The following is an 18,565-nucleotide window of genomic DNA, read 5'->3' on the forward strand; positions in this document are numbered from 1 at the left end:
GTTATGCCAATAAATATTATAGGAGATAAATCGTACTCATTTGCACTTAGGATCATAAAAGCTTATAAGTTTTTGTCTGAGCAAAAAAGGGAATTTATTTTATCCAAACAATTATTAAGAAGTGGCACTGCAATAGGAGCTTTATGCCGGGAGGCTGAACATGCCCAAAGTAAAGCAGATTTCCTCAATAAAATGAATATTGCTTTAAAAGAAGCAAACGAGACCGAATATTGGCTTATGTTGCTCAAAGACAGCGATTATATTTCAATAGACTCTTACGACTCTATAAGAAACGATTGCAGCGAATTAATAAAGCTATTAGCCAGCATTGTCAAGTCAACCAAAACATCACTCAATAAATAGCTATGAATTTTCAACTTTCAACTTTCAATTTTCAATTAATCAAAGTTCATTCTTATGAAAGTATGGGAACATTCGACGGGCCGGGTCTACGGCTCGTCGTTTTTCTTCAAGGTTGTAATTTCCGTTGCCTTTACTGTGCCAATCCGGATACAATTGCTGTAAAAGGCGGAATACCCACTGACCCGGAAGAAATTGTCCGCATGGCTATCAATCAGAAACCTTTTTTCGGAAAACGTGGAGGGATTACTTTCTCCGGAGGTGAACCAACGCTACAAGCAGAAGCTCTGTTACCCCTGTTTCACCGATTGAAAGAAGAGGGTATCCATATCTGTCTTGACAGCAACGGCGGATTATGGAACGAACATGTAGAGAAACTTTTGAAACTGACAGACCTCGTTTTGCTGGATATTAAAGAATTCAATCTGCCACATCACCAAAAGCTTACCGGACGGAGTAACGAACAAACGCTACACACAGCTGCCTGGCTGGAAGAGCATAAACGTCCCTTCTGGCTACGCTATGTGTTGGTGCCGGGATACAGTGATTTTGAAGAAGATATCCGTGCAATGGGACAACAACTGGGTAGTTACCAAATGATCCAAAAAGTAGAAATACTCCCCTATCACACATTAGGTGTACACAAATATGAGGCAATGAAACAAGAGTATCTGCTAAAAGGAATAAAAGAAAATACACCGGAACAAATCGAACAGGCTGCCAACCTGTTCAAAGAATACTTCAAAACAGTACAAATAAATTAGATGCTTCCCGCACGGGGAGGTACGCCAAGCGGTATGCTTCACAAAAAACGGAGACTTTAAAAAAGCCTCCGTTTTATTTTATATTTAATGCTATTTTTAATAGGTGAAGCGAATACCTGCCTGTATATTGAAGTTACACGGCGTTTCCTTACGAATGGTTTGCACATTGGAACCATCATCGAAGAAATATGCCACTCCAGGTTCTACGTAAATACCCACATGCTTTGTCGCATTGAATTGTGCGCCCACTGCACCGGCTACCGAAAGCTGCACCGGCTTCACTGTTTGCTTTTCACTCCCTAATTTTCCATATACGCACTTCTCTATCATTCCGCCGGCAGCCACATACAATGTGAAACGGTCCTTATCGAAGAAGTTCCAGTTAGCCCGGACAGGAATACCTATATAATGCAGTTTCTGATCGATCATGGCATTACCGCCACTCATCTCGACATCCGAAGAAAGTAATGTATACGTCAATCCGGTTTCTACCGAAAAACCTTTTGCCAACCCCTTACGTACCGACAAGCCAAAAGAGATAGGCTGATGATGTTTGATGTCCACTATTTCATCCATACGTTTCAGGTAGGGTACCCCTTCTTTGAATACCACCATTTGATTATCGGGGATGCGAATAATCTCTCCCTCGGCAGAATTGGATACCAGGTTGAGCCGTTGTTCATTAGGCATACCACCACCTGCCAGATCATTGCCTGTAAGGGAGACTCCTCCTGCATTGCCTACCGCTGCACCAAGTGACCAACGTCCTTTTTTAGATTCCGTTTTTTCTACCGGGATATGCAGTTTATCCTGCCCAGATCTTTTATGTGATCTCACCACAGGTGCTTCTTCTTTCGTTACTACCGGTTCTTTTTCAGTTTCCTCTTTCTCGTTGGCTATCTGCTGCACAGTCTCCTTTCCATCGGCTATTTCACGAACAGCCTCAGCAGGTACCGAGGGTTCGGTTCCCTGTCTCTCCGCTATTTTCTTCGCTTGTGCAACTATCGGACGGATAGCACGTGCCGGCTCTACTTTCGCCACCTGTACATCGGGCGCATCTGTTTGAGGCAATATATCCGGATCAGCAGCCAACATCGGGGTAGCTGTACGACGAATCTCTTCAGCGGTAGGAGTATTCAGGAAGTAGATGCTCAAGGATGTAGCAGCCACCAGCAATACCGCCGCTGCTGTTGCCACCCATTTGCGATAAGGATACAGTATCCGCTTTTCAACAGGCGATACCAATTCCTTCTCCAGTTGTTCCCAACCGGAAGCGGGCATAGGCTCGGAGTAGTCCTGCAACTTCTCCTTCAGCTTGTCCATCCACATTTCTTTATCTTTCATCTTCTCATCTTTCATCTGTCATTCACCATTAACCATTCTTTCACTCTCCTGGCCAATACACTCTTTGCACGAAACAACTGCGAAGCCGAGGACTTTTCATTTATACCCAGTAGCTGGGCAATCTCTTTATGCGACTTATCTTCAAACGTGTATAAGTTGAACACGGTACGATAGCCTGCGGGTAACTCTTCAATAAACTGCATCAGTACTTTTTGCGGTATAGCCTCCACTGCCGCAATATCCGGCTCTTCATAAGTTTCGGGGGCTTCATCAAGCGCCATTGCCTGATTCATCACATCATTTTTACGCAAATACTGTAATGCCACATTTACCATCACACGCTCCATCCATGCTCTGAGAGAACCTTCGCCCCGCCAGGTGAACTTATCAAAAGAAGCAAAGATTTTCAGGAAACCGTCATGTACCAGGTCCTGTGCCGTGTCCCTGTCTCCGGCATACCGGAGACAGATGCCAAGCATCCTCCCTGAATACTGCTCATAAAGTTCTTTGCGGGCACGGTTATTTCCCTGCCTGCATAGCTCTGTCAGCTCCTGTTCTTCCATTCTCTTTAACACGTGTTTATCTTATAAATGCAGCAAAGATAGAAATACTGCATAGAGAGAGCAAGTCTTTTATTGCTTTTATTTCTTTAACAATCTGTCGTGCAATATTCTTTTATATCCTGCATTTTTCATACAGTGTGCTTCCCGCATGGGGAGGTACACCGGGCGATGATAGCCATTAATAAGTGTAACAGTAAAAAGAAAACCAAACAAACTTATGAAGAAATTAAATTTTATTGCAGCAACAATGATTCTGGTCCTTACTCCTTTCCTCCAGTCATGCCTGGACGATGACGGACCAAGCTATTCTGATTTGACCATTGCCACCCTCAAAGCCACTGATGCCGACAGCTATTATTTTGGTCTGGATAGTGGCAGAAAGATGTATCCGGGTGATGACTCTGCAGTTCGCAACTATCCGATTGTAGATGGAAAGCGTGTATTTGTATGGTTTCACCAGCTCGAAGAGCAAGTTCCGGGATATGATTATAACATTCAGGTAGTACAAATGGATTCTATCCTGACCAAAGGTATCATCCCGCTTACGGAAGTTACAGCAGATAGCATCGGTGATAATAAGATAAACGTCACTTACCATTGGATTGCACAGGGATATCTTACGATGGAATTCCAGTATTATGGAACACGGAACCCCAACAAGAAACACATGCTCAATCTGGTTCACAACGAAGACACGGAACTTGTGGACGAAGAAGGTTACATCAATCTGGAGTTCCGCCACAATGCATTTGATGATAATGGTGGTAACTTGGGTGAAGGTATTGTCTCCTTCAACCTCGATAAAGTAGCCGAAGAAATGAAAACAGCCAAAGGACTGAAAGTACGTGTAAAAACGATATACGACAATATACAGTTTATAAAAATGGACTTTAAAGAATCCAAAAACAGCAGTCAAATACCTACTGCACAACAACTAAATATTTCTGCATACACGGCTGAAACGAACTACTAATTCTGATATAATAAAATGTGACGAACGATGACAACTTCCCATGATTGTCATCGTTCTTTTTTTATCCCATCATTTGGGTTAAAGCTGATACAGGAATGAATCAGTTCACCACAGAGGACACGGAGGGCTCAGAGATATTATTTTCTCTGATGAAACGCGGATGATCGCAGATGAACGCAGATTAAAAAACTGTAGTTCTTTATTTTATCGTTATTTCTCTTTGCGAGAATTTGCGTTCATCTGCGTTTCAATAAAGATTAAACTCTGTGCCCTCTGTGTCCTCTGTGATGAAATACCGTACAATAATGAAGTAATTTACCGATATACCAATTAGCTACACCGCCCACTGTCAATTGTCAATTGTCCACTGTCCATTAAACCAAGCACTGTACAGCCTGCAAACTAAGCATCTCCTTAGGCACAGCTGCACGTATCTCATCTTTCAGTACAGAAAGTAAACTACCACGAATAAAGTCTTTATTGGTGGTCAGTACAATGGGTCTTGTAGGACGGGGAATGGCAAACGGACGTACCAACTCTTTTTGTTCATTGGAGAGTTGAGACACTGCCAGTTCCGGGACGAATGTAATTCCTTTCCCACTCTCTACCATACGCATAAATGTCTCCATACTTCCCAGGTGATATGCCATCTGATGGAGTTTCACAGCTTCCATCTGGCAGAAACGCACCAGCTGATCACGGAAGCAATGCCCTTCATCGAGCAACCATAACCGCTCTCCCGTAATATCGGACGTACGGATCACATCATGCTTAAACAACGGTTCCTTGCGAGATACATATCCATAAAACTGTTCATAGAAAAGAATCTCTTCTGACAACGCAGCATCTTCGAGCAGACTTGCTAAAATAGCAGCATCAATTTCTCCGTCACGTAATGCCTGACGGATATCCTTCGTTTTCATCTCCGTCACCCGTACATCCAGCTCCGGATACTTTTCCATTAGTTGCAGAAAAAAGCGTGGCAACAGATAAGGTGCGATAGTAGGTAATACCGCCAAACGGAAAGTACCGGACAGCGAACGTTTCTCTTCACTGATAATCTCTTTCACCTGTGAAGCCTGGGCGAGTACGGCACGGGCCTGAGCAATCACCTTCTCTCCCACCCGTGTGGGACATACCGGTTGCATTGCACGGTCGAAGAGCTTTACTCCCAGTTCATCTTCGAGTTTCTGAATCATTGCGCTCAAAGTAGGTTGCGTCACCCGGCAATATTCTGCTGCCTTGGCAAAATGCCTGAACTGGTCTACGGCAAGTATATACTCCAACTGTTGTATTGTCATCTATCAAAGTTTTATAAGTTATAGATTCTGTCTATGCAAAGATAGAAATTATCAGTTTGACACGCATACATTTTCGCCTTATCTTTGCAATACGAAAAAGAAAAATAGTATAAACAAATTAAATAAAACAAGTTATGAAAACATTAGATTACATCAAGTTGAACGAATCGGGAGTGAACAACGTAGTAGCATCTTTGCAACAATTACTGGCAGATTTCCAAGTATATTACACCAACCTTCGCGGTTTCCACTGGAATATTAAAGGACATGATTTCTTTGTACTCCACAGCAAGTTCGAAGATCTCTATAACGATGCAGCCGAGAAAGTTGACGAAATAGCCGAACGTATCCTGATGCTGGGCGGAACTCCTGCCAATAAATTCAGTGATTACCTCAAGATGTCCAACATCAACGAAGTAGACCGGGTGAGCAATGGCGAGAAAGCTTTAGAAAATATTCTGGAAACTTACAGCCATCTGATCGGCGAAGAACGCAAACTGTTGTCCATCGCTTCACAAGCCGGTGACGAAGTTACAGTAGCTTTGATGAGCGATTATCTGAAAGAACAAGAGAAAATGGTTTGGATGCTGACAGCTTATAACAACAAATAAGTCCCCCCACAGCAAGTTTTGATTTCCTTTTTAAACAAAACTGTTTCTAAATCGAGAGAGCCACAATTTACGGTTATTGTGGCTCTTTTTTATTGTATGACAATAAGGTAACACATCAAATTACCCTATTGTTTATCAATCACATACATTCAGCTATCCCTATTTGATCACAATTTCATCCGTGAAAAGCCATCCCCCCTCTATCCCATTGGATAAAGCCCGGTAACGAACATAACGGGCTGACGCCTTTCCTTCCCATTGATAAGTCCGAAAAACCAACCGGTCTTCCGTAGTAGGAACATCGGTAGATAAACGTTGTACTTCTGTAAACGTCTTTCCGTCTTCTGATATAGAAATAATCACCTCACGCGGTAACCAAACATAAGGACCGGACAGCTGCATAAACTCGGCAGCTACCGAAGTAATTTCCGTCACCTTCTCCAGATCAATCGTAACATCTATATCCGTATTCAGGAAACCCTGCCAGCGCTTATCTCCATACGTCCATCCGCCGCGAACCCCGTCTACCAGTGCCGAATCACCTCCGGCTGTATATTGAGGTGCATACGGAGTTGTGTAATGAATCGGTTTCATCAGTCCTAAGTGTTCAATGCGTGTAGCCGCCTGCGGACGCTCTCCTACCTCTTTACTCAAATCGAAAGGATGATATCCGTGAGCCTGCAACCAGCTAACCTCTTTCAGGGCAGACTGCCGGAAGTGTTCCCAATTTTTCTGTTCCGGCTGTGTCCATGCTACTTCTGCCAATGCCAGCAAGCGGGGATAAATCATATATTCCATATGTTCGGGAGTAGATATATATTCCGCCCATACATTTGCCTGTACCCCCTTTATATAAGCCGCCTCCTGCTTTGTCAGTACTTTAGGTACAGGATTGTAAGAGTATACCTTCTCCAAAGTCAGGTAGCCTCCGATAGCTTCGGGCTGCCTGGTCGGGTCATCCTGGTAAGCGTCCAGATAACAAAACTCTCCCGGAGTCATTATCACATCGTGCGCTGCACGGGCAGCAATAATTCCTCCCTCTTCTCCGCGCCATGACATCACAGTGGCACGGGGAGCCAGTCCACCTTCCAAGATTTCATCCCATCCCAATAACTGACGGTTGTGGTCATTGAGGAATTTCTCCATTCGATGAATGAGATAGCTTTGCAGTTCTTTCACATCAGACAATCCCTCCGCCTTCATTCTCTTCTGGCACAGAGAACACTTTTTCCAGCTTTCCATATTCGCCTCATCACCGCCCACATGAATATATTCAGAAGGGAAGATATCTATCACCTCCGACAATACATTTTGCAGAAAAGTAAAGGTGTCCTCATTGCCGATACAGAATTCCGAATTTACATAAGGCTTGCCGGAACAAGACAACTGAGGAAAAACAGCTAACACTTCTTCCGAGTGCCCCGGCATTTCTATCTCGGGAATAACGGTGATATGACGTTGCCGTGCATATTCCACAATCTCCCGTGCATCATCCTGTGTATAGTATCCTCCGTCTGCGCCCGGAGCGTCTTTTGTACAGTACTTACGGCCACCCTTCCACCATGCTTTCCAGTTAGGATAAGGACGATAAGCTGCCTGCTCCGTCAGTTCCGGATAACGTTTAATTTCCAGACGCCAGCCAGCACCATCTGTCAGATGCCAATGAAGGGTGTTCAGCTTATAGCGTGCCATGGCATCCAACTGTTTCTTTATAAATTCTTTGGTTCGGAAATGGCGGGATACGTCCTGGTGCAAACCTCTGTAAGCAAAACGAGGAGCATCTTTGATATCAACCAATGGCAAGGTATAGGTACCGTCTGTATCGGCATCTGCCAATTGCAACAATGTTTGAAAGCCATAAAACAGCCCGGCACCGGAAGGAGCAGACACAACAATACCTTTTGAAGTTATTTCTAACTGGTAGCTCTCTGTCGAATCATGTTCGTTGCCGGGAGCAATTATCACAAACTGAACAGCCGCTTTTTCGGACTCTTCTGTACTCAATTGTAAACCCAAAGGAGAAGCCTGCACATATTCTGCAAACTCTTTTCCCTCTGTCTCCGGCAAATTAGAAGTAAACGTAGCTTGTTTTTGTAACCGGTAAGTTCCGGAAGTAGTTTCAACCGATTGTGGTTGCGGAATGATCCGTATCTCAACATCCTTCTGCTGACATCCTACCATCCCAAGACACATAAACAATAAACATGAAACAAATCCTTTTTTCATACTATCAAATATAATAAATAAATACTCGTACTAATAATGTGAATGTATTTCACCACAGAGTACACAGGGCACCGAGTTTCGCAAAGAAAAATTAATCTAAAATAAAGAACTACAGCTTTTAATCTGCGATCATCCGCGTTTCATCAGAAATTTAAAACTCAGTGTTCTCTGTGTCCTCTGTGGTGCCCCTCCCGGTTCGTACTAATAATACAATTGAGAAAGCAAAAGTGCTAATAAAAACAAGACTGCCCTAACAAACAATGTCCGGACAGTCTCTCCTTTTTACCTTCATTACTAAATTAATTGGGGAAAAACATTTACCTGATAGAAAACTCTAACAACCCGCCATGTACCAGCTCCTCATGAGTGATACGGAAGCGGTTTATCTTTTTACCACCTATTTTTACATTATGAATATATAAAGCATCGGGTTTCTGACGGGTAGACTCTATCACAAGCTCACGTTCTTTATACCATTTCGGATCAAGCCGGATGGTCACTTTATCAAAAACAGGAGTGGTAAGAGTATATTCCGGCAATCCCGGACAATCCGGGTAAAAACCTATCATATTAAAGATGGCCCAGGCAGACATCGTTCCCGTATCATCATTCCCGGGAATACCGTCCGGCTGAGTAGTGAAATACTTAGCCAATAAACGTTGTGTCTCTTTCTGCGTGCGCCATTCTTCTCCTTTAAAATAAGAGAATAAATAAGGATAGGCAATATCGGGTTCATTGGCAGGATCATAAAGACCTTCATCAAATATCATCTGTAGTTTGTTGATGAAAGGCTTCTTCCCTCCCATCAACCGCGCCAGTCCATATACATCATGGGGCACATAGAATGTATAATTCCAGGAATTACCTTCATGAAAGCCGGGGCTGGGTTCAAAGTTCTCACCTTCTTTCGGATTGAAGGGAGAATAAAAAGTTCCGTCAGGAAGTATGGGACGAAGCGTGCCAAACTCTTTACTGTAATAATGTTTATATCCTAATGAGCGATTGTAGAACAGTTTGGCATCCTCTTTCTTTCCCAAAGCACCGGCAAGCCGGGAAAGAGCGAAGTCTGCTATGTAATACTCCAATGCATGAGAAACCGAATTATCATATTGTTCGCGCAGAGGTACATAACCTTTAGACATATAATCATCATTGTCCGGACGCATCAGATTCTCAGCACCGGGCAGAGTGGCCGATTTGTACATGGCTTCATAAGCCAGATTAATGTCAAAATCGCGTAAACCTTTCATCCAGGTATCTACAATCACGGGAATACTGGGATCTCCCTCCATTGTCAGCGTCTCACGACCATACAACTCCCATTTCGGAAGCCAGCCGTGTTCACGATACATATCAAGCATGGTACGTACCATGTCTATCTGCCGCTCCGGATAAACCAGCGTAAGCAACTGATGCACATTCCGATACGTATCCCACAAAGAGAATACAGTGTAACGATTGCCACTGGCAGTCATTATTTTATCGCTTTCCATAGCCGGATATTCTCCGTTGACATCCTGCAAAACATTGGGATGAATCAGCAAATGATACATGGCTGTATAGAAAACGGTTTTCTGATCTTCTGTCCCTCCCTCTACAAGAATACGGGATAAATCATCATTCCAGCGAGCACGGGCTTCTGCATGTACTTTCTCAAAATCCCGGCCTTCCTGCTCTTTGTCCAGATTGAGACGGGCATTTTCTATACTTACAAAAGAAACACCCATTTCTACTTCTACCTGTTCACCGTCTTCGGTGTCGAATGAAAAAAAGGCACCGATATCATCTCCGGCAATCTCTTTTCCATATTTAGTATAAAGTTTATATTTACCATTATCCGCATCCCACTCTGCTTCAACACCAGTCATCGGACGCTGCTTCTTCCAATATCCTGCCTGCGAAGGGAGTTTGTTGACGCGCATCACAAAGTAGATAGGAAATACAGCCTGAGGATTATAACAAAAAGTACCCAGAAGTTTAACTCCTTCTATCTCCTGTGCATTCACCCGGCGAAGCATGGCACCCGATTCGTTGGTAAGCCCTTCACCCAAATTGAGCAATATATGACTCTTTCCTTCCGGAAATGTAAAACGGGTAACGCCCGTACGGGGGGTGGCAGTTACTTCAGTCTTCACATTGTATTTAGTCAGATAATTTGTGTAGTAACCCGGCGAAGCCTGTTCGTCTTTATAACGGCTTCCATATTCCTTGTAATCCACATTCAACTCTCCTGTGGTAGGCATTAACAAAAGAGAGCCCAACTCCGGACAACCTACTCCACTCAAATTTACATGAGAGTATCCGGTAAAAAAACAGTTATGATACTCATAAGGAGTAGACCACCAACGGGCGTCTTTATCATACTTGTTATCGGCGGACCCCATCACATTGAAAGGTACAACAGACATCATCCCATTCGGACAAACCGCTCCGGGATTTGTTGTACCAAAGTTAGTGGTACCAATAAAAGGATTCACATAATCAACAGGGGAAAGCTTCTCTCCACCTCCGGCAAAAGCCGGAAGCAGAAAGACAGCCAGTGTGTAAGTCAATAAAAGTCGTTTCATTTCTTTAATTGAAAATTGAAAGGATCAAGAAAGATTGACGATTAGACAATTTACGATTTACGATTGAAGGAACTCTCTCTATATATATTCTCTTCTAACTCTAACTTCTACTCTAATATCAATCGTAAAATCGTAAATCGTCAAATCGTAATTCATCCGATGTTTGTTCTTTTTATAAATTCAATGATTTCGGAAATATAGCCAAAAGCAAGTCCCGTTACAGTATCGGCTGCTCCGTAGTATACGGCAACTCTCTCGCCATCCTGCAATGCTGCACAAGGGAATACAACATTAGGTACATCGCCCTGTAACTCATAAGGTGCAGCAGGTGCAAGCAGATAATCACGGGTACGGTATAGCACTTTATCCGGATTATCTTTATCCAAGATAGCCGCTCCCATGGAATAACGGAAACCATTGCAGGTGGTAATTACTCCATGATAGAACATCAGCCAGCCTTCATCAACCAGGAAAGGAACCGAACCGGCACCGATCTTTGTACACTGCCATGCACTTTCAGGAAATGGAGTCACTTTCATCACATTGCGATGTTCTCCCCAATATTTCATATCCGGGCTATAGCTGATATAGATATCACCGAACGGAGTATGTCCATTATCGCTGGGACGGCTCAACATGGCGTATTTTCCATTTATCTTCTGCGGGAAAAGCACCCCGTTGCGATTGAACGGAAGGAAAGCATTCTCGCACTGGAAAAACTCTTTGAAGTCGAACGTATAGGCAATGCCGATAGTAGGACCATGATAGCCGTTGCACCAGGTAATCCAGTAACGATCCTCAATCCAGGTTACACGCGGATCATATTTATACTCCGACTCAATCATATCCGTATTGCCTGCCTTGAACTTTATAGGTTCGTGACTGATATCCCAATTGATACCATCTTTACTGAAACCGGCAAAGATATTCATTTGTACTGCCTTGTTGTCACAACGGAATACTCCGGCAAATCCATCTTCAAACGGCACTACGGCACTATTAAAAATACTGTTTGATGACGGAATGTGATAACGTCCGATAACAGGATTTTTTGAATAACGCCACATGGCATCTGTGCAACCAGCGGGACGTTCTTCCCAAGGCATATTAATTTTCTCGTTCATACTTTTCTTTATAATTAATATATTAATGTTTAAGTAGCATTTCAAATTTAGTTCATACTATGACAGTGTTTTATTGAAACGCAAATGATCGCAGATTTTCGCAGATTAAATGGCTGCGCTATACTTGAGCGATGATATGCTTTGCGTGAATCTGCGAGTTTCTGCGTTTCAATAATAATATCATATAATTTAGAACGATTACTTATTTCTTGGCATCCGGATATGTAAACGGCACAAAATAGGTAATCAGGAAAGCCGGAATAGTAGCAAACAGGATAAAAATAAAGAAATCGCGATAACCCAACCAGTCACTGACAAATCCGCTGACCATTCCCGGAAGCATCACTCCTAAATTCATAATGCCGGAAGCAAAAGCATAGTGGGCCATTTGATGTTTTCCGGGAGCCACTTGTTGCATCATAAACAAGGTGAGCCCCACAAATCCAAACCCATATCCAAAATACTCTAATACAATGCCACCACCTATCAGCATTCCGTTGGTAGGTTGATAAATAGCCAGCAACGTATAAGCCATAAAGGGTAGGTTGAAGATACAACAAAGAGAAAACAGTGTTCTCTTCAAACCACGGTGTGAAATATAATAGCCGGCCAATAAAGAACCCAATACAAAAGCTGCAGCTCCATATGTACCATAATAAATGCCAATTTCCTGTTCGCTTAATCCCAATCCACCCATCTCTCTGCCTGCTTTCAGAAATAACGGTACAATCTTCATCACAAACCCCTCCGCAAAGCGATAGAGAATAATAAAAGCGATGTAATACCAGATATGCTTCTTCTTAAAGAAATCAAGAATGACTTCTACCAGTTTATTAAACGTTTCAGCGAATGAGGTCGCTTCGGTAACAGCAGCTCCACCGGAAGGAAGCATCCGGGTATGATAGAGTCCCAGCAATATCATCACAGCCGCCATAATGAACATGACAATCATCCAAGCATGTACGTTGGCTTCATATATCACTTCTCCAGAAGCTCCTTCCACCCCTCCAAAGTGTTTCACTAACCATCCGGCCAGGTAAACCAATCCACCGGAAGCTACAATCTTGGCAATATTATAAAAAGCACCCTGCCAACCGATATATTTAGCCTGATCCGGTTTACTGAGCTCAGTCATATAAACACCATCAGTAGCAATATCATGTGTAGCGCCACTGAAAGCAACTATAGCCAACATGGCAATGGAACAAGCAAAAAAATGAGGAAGCTGTAACGATAAGGCAACAAGCCCAAAACCTATTCCGGAAACAATCTGGGTGAGGACTACAAAGTACTTTTTCGTCTTAAACATTTCAAGAAAAGGACTCCAGAGAAATTTTAAAGTCCAGGGTAACATAATCAACGAAGTCCAGAGGGCTATTTGTGCATCAGAGATTTCCAGTCCTTTAAACATCAGAACGGATACCATATTTAATACGACAAAAGGCAACCCCATGGCAAAGTACACAGTAGGAACCCATGAAACAGGGTTAAAGGCTTTTTTATTCATCAATAAGTATTTTATCGGTTAACGATTATAATGCATTTGTATATAATACAACCGAAACCGATAAAATACTAACTTGTATATGCTACTTTTTTTAATTCCAACGCAAATTATTTACTTTCAACCGTAAGAGTTGCTTTCTTAAGTCCACTTCCTGTAGCTTCAAGAACAATAACTCCGGCTTTATCGGTAGTTTGAATAATCGCTGTCATCATTCCACTAAATACTTTCATCCGGGGGATTTGGAAAGACTCCAAAGAAGCCGGATTTCCATTGGCACCGGCACAATACGCGCCCGCTCCTTTTACTTTGAAACGAATTTCATCAGTAGCTTCCGGACATAGATTTCCATCCTTATCTACCACTTTTACCGTTACAAAGCAAAGGTCTTTTCCATCTGCCTGCAACATCCGGCGATCCGGGATCAGCTCTATATGATGTGGTTTACCGGCTGTATGTATTTCTTTCTCAGCTACAGCCTTCCCATTCTCGTCGTAGGCAACTACTTTTACTGTGCCCGGTTCATATTTAGTGTCCATCCACATCAGACGGTAACGCTGCTGGCGTTTCAAACTCATCATCGAAACCGAATCGGCACTGTTGTATACTGTAACCGATAAATCTTTTGTGCGTTTACCCTGACTTTTACCATTAATAAACAGTTCGGCAGAAGGATAATTGGTATAAACAAAAACCGGAGTCACTTCTCCCTCACGTCCTTTCCAGTTCCAATGAGGAAGGATATGCAATGTTTCTTTCTCTTTATTCCAATGACTACGATAAAGATAATAGCGATCTTTGGGCAATCCTGCCAGGTCAATTATGCCAAACAAAGAAGAGTGACTGGGCCAATCCGTATAATAAGGAGTGGGTTCACCTAAATAATCGAAACCGGTCCACACAAATTCGCCAATACAATAGGGTAAATCTTCGTGTTGTATAAAATCATCTTCCGGCAAATTAGACCATCCGCAATGTTCCACATCATAGGATGAGGATTGATGATCATCGTATTTCTTCATCCAGGCACGGGTAACCGGAAATTTATAAATACCCCTCGAACTTACTGTAGAAGCCGTTTCGCTTCCTAAAATGATCTGCTGAGGTAATTTCTTGTAAGCCTCCTGATATTTATGGGGACGATAGTTAAAGCCCGCCACATCCATTACTGCTGCCATATTATTATTTATCACAGCATCCGGAGCATCCATTCCCTGCGTCACAGGACGGGTAGGATCTTCACGATGGCAAATATCCTGCAAATAACGGGAGAGCTTCGGTCCACGGTCACCATTCCACTGATCGGGTACTTCATTACCAACACACCACATCACCACACTGGGATTGTTGCGATAGTGACGCAGCACATTCACAAGATCTTTCTCTACCCACTGATCAAACTCCTTATGATAACCATTTTCACATTTAGCAGCCTTCCATTCATCAAAAGTTTCTACCATGAGCATCATTCCCATTTCGTCACAAGCTTTCACCAGTTCAGGAGCCGGCATGTTGTGGGAAGTACGAATAGCATTACACCCCATATCTTTCAGAATACGTATCTGACGACGGATAGCAGCGTCATTCACAGCAGCACCCAACGGACCTAAATCATGGTGGTTGCAGACGCCTTTAAATACTGTTTTCTTTCCGTTCAGGAAAAAACCTTTATCGGGAATCACTTCAATAGAACGAATACCAAACGGAGTAACAGATTCATCTTTCAATGTATTACCCTCATATACCTTTGATTCTGCAATATACAAATAAGGAGTATCCGGGGTCCAAAGCATCGGTTTTTCAACCACAAACTCCTGACTGAATATCTGATTATCGAAATCAGTAAGCTGTTTACTCTCTTTACTGACAACCTTTCCATCCGCATCTTTTATTTCAGTAACAATGCGGTAGGATGAAGGAGATTTGCCTTCCGGCATTACCCATGATGTATTCAAATGTACCCGTGCAAAGTTATCTTCTACCACCGGAGTAGTCAATTGTGTACCCCACATAGGGATATGTGCCTCTTCATTTACTATCAGATGTACATTTCTATAGAGCCCGGCCCCCGGATACCAACGAGATGATTCCACTTCATTCTCTAGACGAACTGCAAGTGTATTTTTACCTTCAGCATTCAGATAAGGAGTAACATCCAGATAAAATGTATTATAACCGTATGGCCAATAACCAGCTTCTTTTCCATTCACATAAACACGGGCATGACTCATAGCACCGTCAAAGACCAATGTAGCCTTTTTACCTTTTGCAAATGCCGGTACCTCAAAATCCAACCGATACCAACCCACACCGACAAAAGGTAGTCCTCCCGTACGGCCGGCGTGTTCCATAGCTTCTTTCTGTCCATCTTGTGCTATTGCTACCTTCTGGCGATCATTCTGAACACTAAAAGGACCGTAAACGGCCCAGTCATGCGGAACCGTCACTAATTGCCAACGGCTATCATCATAATCAGAGAGACTAAAATTCGCATCATCCGAACGAATAAACTTCCACCCTCTTTCAAAGGTATAACGGGTATGTACTGATGCTGTTTTATCAACTGCCCATATCATTTGGCCGTGTGTTAAAAAAAATAGTGCCAGCATAGCAACAAATAAAGAGTTCTTCATGGTATTTTAATTAAATGTAAAAAATAAAAGCTGTTTCAGGGTAGACAAATATATAGAAAACTAACTCAACAATCCTAATTTAAAACTCATAAAATAGTAGAAATCAATTATTTTAAAGCCAATAGAGAAATTAATGACTTTTAGGTTAGCACTACCCGCTTTACAATTGTATTATATAATAAAGGAATTATCAATAACCCATTAAATTACTACTTATGAGTTTATCGAAACACTTTTGCGGAATACTGTCCGCATCGTTATGTGCCCTCATGCTAAGCATGACCTCTTGTCAGGAAAAAGGAAACAAAGAGCAATGTTCTCTCATTCCCCAACCCAATGAATTAAAAACAAACACAGGACATTTCACATTCAACAATTCAACTGTTTTCTATGTATCTCCGGAATTAGATAAAAACAGCACTCCCATTATCGAATCCTTCAGTGAAAACCTGAACACAGTATCCGGATTTCAAACAACCTCTCAACCCCTCAATGAAGCCGAAACACTTTCCAAACAAAGCATTATTTTTAAAGCGAATGAAAAAATAGCTCCCGAAGGCTACGAACTCAAGATACAACCAAACGAAATAATGATACAGGCGTCTGACCGCAGTGGAGTATTCTATGCCATTCAGACATTAAAACAATTATTACCAGTAGCTATTTACGGAAACGGGCCTGTTGCTGATGCTCAGTGGACATTGCCTTGTGTAGAAATAAAAGATGCCCCACGCTTCGGCTACAGAGGCTTGCATATTGACGTAGCCCGTCATTTCTTTCCTAAAGAAGAGATGAAAAAGATACTCGACCTTATGGCTCTTCACAAACAAAACCAATTGCATTGGCACCTTACGGACGACCAGGGATGGCGCATTGAAATAAAGAAATATCCCCTTCTGACAGAGATAGGCAGCATCCGTAATAAAACGATGATACGCAAAGAATGGGAAAACTATGACACCACTCCTTACGGCGGATTTTATACTCAGGAAGATATAAAAGAGGTTGTAGAATATGCCAATGAGCATTGCATCAATGTTATTCCGGAAATAGACCTACCCGGCCATATGATGGCAGCATTGGCAGCTTATCCTAATTTGGGATGTACAGGTGGACCGTATGAAGTATCCGGCCAATGGGGTGTACGCGATGATGTATTATGTCCGGGTAAAGAAGAGACCTTTACTTTCATTGAAGATGTCTTGACGGAAGTCATGGAACTATTCCCTTCGGAATACATACACATCGGCGGGGATGAATGCCCCAAAGCACGTTGGGAAAAATGTCCCAGATGTCAAGCACGTATCAAAGCTGAAGGATTAAAAGCCAATGAAAAACACAAAGCTGAGTTCTTCCTGCAAAGTTATGTCACTACTCGCGTTGAGAAGTTTTTGAATGATCATGGACGTAAAATTATCGGTTGGGATGAAATCCTGGAAGGAGAGCTCGCACCTAATGCTACGGTAATGTCATGGCGTGGAATGGAAGGCGGCATCGAAGCAGCACGTTTGAAGCATCCGGTCATCATGACTCCTAACAACTATGTATACCTGGATTACTATCCAACCATGAATACACAGGACGAGCCTTTAGCTATCGGTGGATACAACCCTATCGAAAAGGTATATTCATTGGAACCGGTTCCTGCCGTACTCAACGAACAGGAGCGTGCTTACATTATCGGAGCACAAGGTAATCTGTGGACAGAATATATATTGAGCAATGAACAGTTGGAATACATGCTACTCCCCCGCCTGGCTGCGTTAAGTGAGGTACAATGGACACAACCTGCAAACAAAAGCTGGGAACGTTTTCAAAACAGCCTCAGCCACATTGTATCTATTTATAATGTAATGGGGGTGAATTATGGAAAGCATATCTATGAAATAGCAGCAAACTACGATGTGCCTACTGCCTCTGAGGGCAAAGTAGTAGTAACTCTATCGACACTGGGAGACTCACCTATGTATTATACACTGGACGGAAGTCAGCCTACAGAAGAAAGCACTCGTTATACCCAACCAATAGCAATTGCCAAAAGCTGTGTGTTACAGGCAATCGTAGTAAGAGACAATGTGAAAACCCGTACATTCAGGAAAGAATTCAATTTCAACAAAGCAACTGGTAAACTGGCAACTCTGGCAACTACTCCAACAGAGAAATATACATTTGCCGGAGCTTCCATCCTTACAGACGGCCTACGTGGAGATTTCAACTACAGCACAGGTTATTGGATGGGATTCATGAATGAACCAATGGATATTACCATTGATTTAGGAAAAGCAACTTCTGTATCTTCTGTCAAAGTGGGAGCTATGATACAATTTGGCGAATACATCTTCCCACCCACTAAGATTACAGTATGGACAGCTACCGGAAAGAATGGTGAATTTATCAAGCAGGGAGAGACTGATATTCCCGTTGCTACAGCTGATGTTAAAGATGGACTGGCAGAGTACAGTTGTCAGTTTAAGGAAGTAGAAGCTGACCGTATACGGATATTGGTAAATACAACTTCCTCTATCCCCGATTGGCATGGTGCACGCACAGAGAAGGCACACATGTTTATAGATGAAGTTATAGTAGAATAAATGT

General features: G+C 42.6%; 13 protein-coding genes. 5 read left to right on the forward strand and 8 right to left on the reverse strand.

The window, feature by feature from the left end:
- Positions 1-3 precede the first annotated feature (3 nt).
- Positions 4-363: a four helix bundle protein gene (locus HCG69_RS15715; RefSeq protein ID WP_002561881.1), complete on the forward strand. Its 360-nt coding sequence runs from the start codon at positions 4-6 to the stop codon at positions 361-363.
- Positions 364-365: 2 nt separating this feature from the next.
- Positions 366-1,124, forward strand: a complete 759-nt coding sequence (gene pflA, locus HCG69_RS15720) for a pyruvate formate-lyase-activating protein (RefSeq protein ID WP_002561882.1) — start codon at positions 366-368, stop codon at positions 1,122-1,124.
- A gap of 96 nt (positions 1,125-1,220) precedes the next feature.
- Here pflA and HCG69_RS15725 read toward each other — a convergent pair whose 3' ends face one another.
- Together HCG69_RS15725 and HCG69_RS15730 are read right to left on the reverse strand one after the other, a co-directional pair.
- The gene (locus HCG69_RS15725) at positions 1,221-2,468 is read right to left on the reverse strand and encodes an outer membrane beta-barrel protein (RefSeq protein WP_221650859.1); all 1,248 of its coding nucleotides are present in this window, start codon (positions 2,466-2,468) and stop codon (positions 1,221-1,223) included.
- Positions 2,469-2,479: 11 nt separating this feature from the next.
- The gene (locus HCG69_RS15730) at positions 2,480-3,031 is read right to left on the reverse strand and encodes an RNA polymerase sigma factor (RefSeq protein ID WP_007484765.1); all 552 of its coding nucleotides are present in this window, start codon (positions 3,029-3,031) and stop codon (positions 2,480-2,482) included.
- A gap of 217 nt (positions 3,032-3,248) precedes the next feature.
- Between HCG69_RS15730 and HCG69_RS15735 the strand changes: the two genes are divergently transcribed.
- Complete coding sequence (locus tag HCG69_RS15735) at positions 3,249-4,004, forward strand: NigD-like protein (protein WP_221650828.1); 756 nt, start codon at positions 3,249-3,251, stop codon at positions 4,002-4,004.
- A gap of 374 nt (positions 4,005-4,378) precedes the next feature.
- On the opposite strand, the gene HCG69_RS15740 is transcribed toward HCG69_RS15735, so the two are convergent.
- Complete coding sequence (locus tag HCG69_RS15740; RefSeq protein ID WP_221650829.1) at positions 4,379-5,305, reverse strand: hydrogen peroxide-inducible genes activator; 927 nt, start codon at positions 5,303-5,305, stop codon at positions 4,379-4,381.
- A 134-nt stretch (positions 5,306-5,439) separates the two neighbouring features.
- On the opposite strand from HCG69_RS15740, the gene HCG69_RS15745 reads away from it, so the two are divergent.
- Positions 5,440-5,916, forward strand: a complete 477-nt coding sequence (locus tag HCG69_RS15745; RefSeq protein WP_025866908.1) for a Dps family protein — start codon at positions 5,440-5,442, stop codon at positions 5,914-5,916.
- A gap of 159 nt (positions 5,917-6,075) precedes the next feature.
- Here HCG69_RS15745 and HCG69_RS15750 read toward each other — a convergent pair whose 3' ends face one another.
- The 5 genes from HCG69_RS15750 to galB form a co-directional block, all read right to left on the reverse strand.
- Positions 6,076-8,142, reverse strand: a complete 2,067-nt coding sequence (locus HCG69_RS15750; RefSeq protein ID WP_221650830.1) for a family 20 glycosylhydrolase — start codon at positions 8,140-8,142, stop codon at positions 6,076-6,078.
- Positions 8,143-8,459: 317 nt separating this feature from the next.
- Positions 8,460-10,709, reverse strand: a complete 2,250-nt coding sequence (locus HCG69_RS15755; RefSeq protein ID WP_221650831.1) for a GH92 family glycosyl hydrolase — start codon at positions 10,707-10,709, stop codon at positions 8,460-8,462.
- 152 nt (positions 10,710-10,861) lie between these two features.
- On the reverse strand, positions 10,862-11,833 hold the full coding sequence (locus HCG69_RS15760) for a glycoside hydrolase family 130 protein (RefSeq protein WP_221650832.1): 972 nt from the start codon (positions 11,831-11,833) through the stop codon (positions 10,862-10,864).
- A 202-nt stretch (positions 11,834-12,035) separates the two neighbouring features.
- Entirely contained in the window at positions 12,036-13,340 is a 1,305-nt protein-coding gene (locus HCG69_RS15765; protein ID WP_221650833.1) for an MFS transporter, read from the reverse strand.
- A gap of 107 nt (positions 13,341-13,447) precedes the next feature.
- Positions 13,448-15,946 (reverse strand): beta-galactosidase GalB, encoded by a 2,499-nt coding sequence (galB, locus tag HCG69_RS15770; protein WP_370634157.1) that lies wholly within the window; start codon positions 15,944-15,946, stop codon positions 13,448-13,450.
- A gap of 239 nt (positions 15,947-16,185) precedes the next feature.
- On the opposite strand from galB, the gene HCG69_RS15775 reads away from it, so the two are divergent.
- The gene (locus tag HCG69_RS15775; RefSeq protein ID WP_221650835.1) at positions 16,186-18,561 is read left to right on the forward strand and encodes a beta-N-acetylhexosaminidase; all 2,376 of its coding nucleotides are present in this window, start codon (positions 16,186-16,188) and stop codon (positions 18,559-18,561) included.
- The last annotated feature ends 4 nt before the right edge of the window (positions 18,562-18,565 follow it).

It is taken from the genome of Bacteroides sp. K03 (genome assembly GCF_019734355.1).
GTDB classification, from domain to species: Bacteria; Bacteroidota; Bacteroidia; order Bacteroidales; family Bacteroidaceae; genus Bacteroides; species Bacteroides nordii.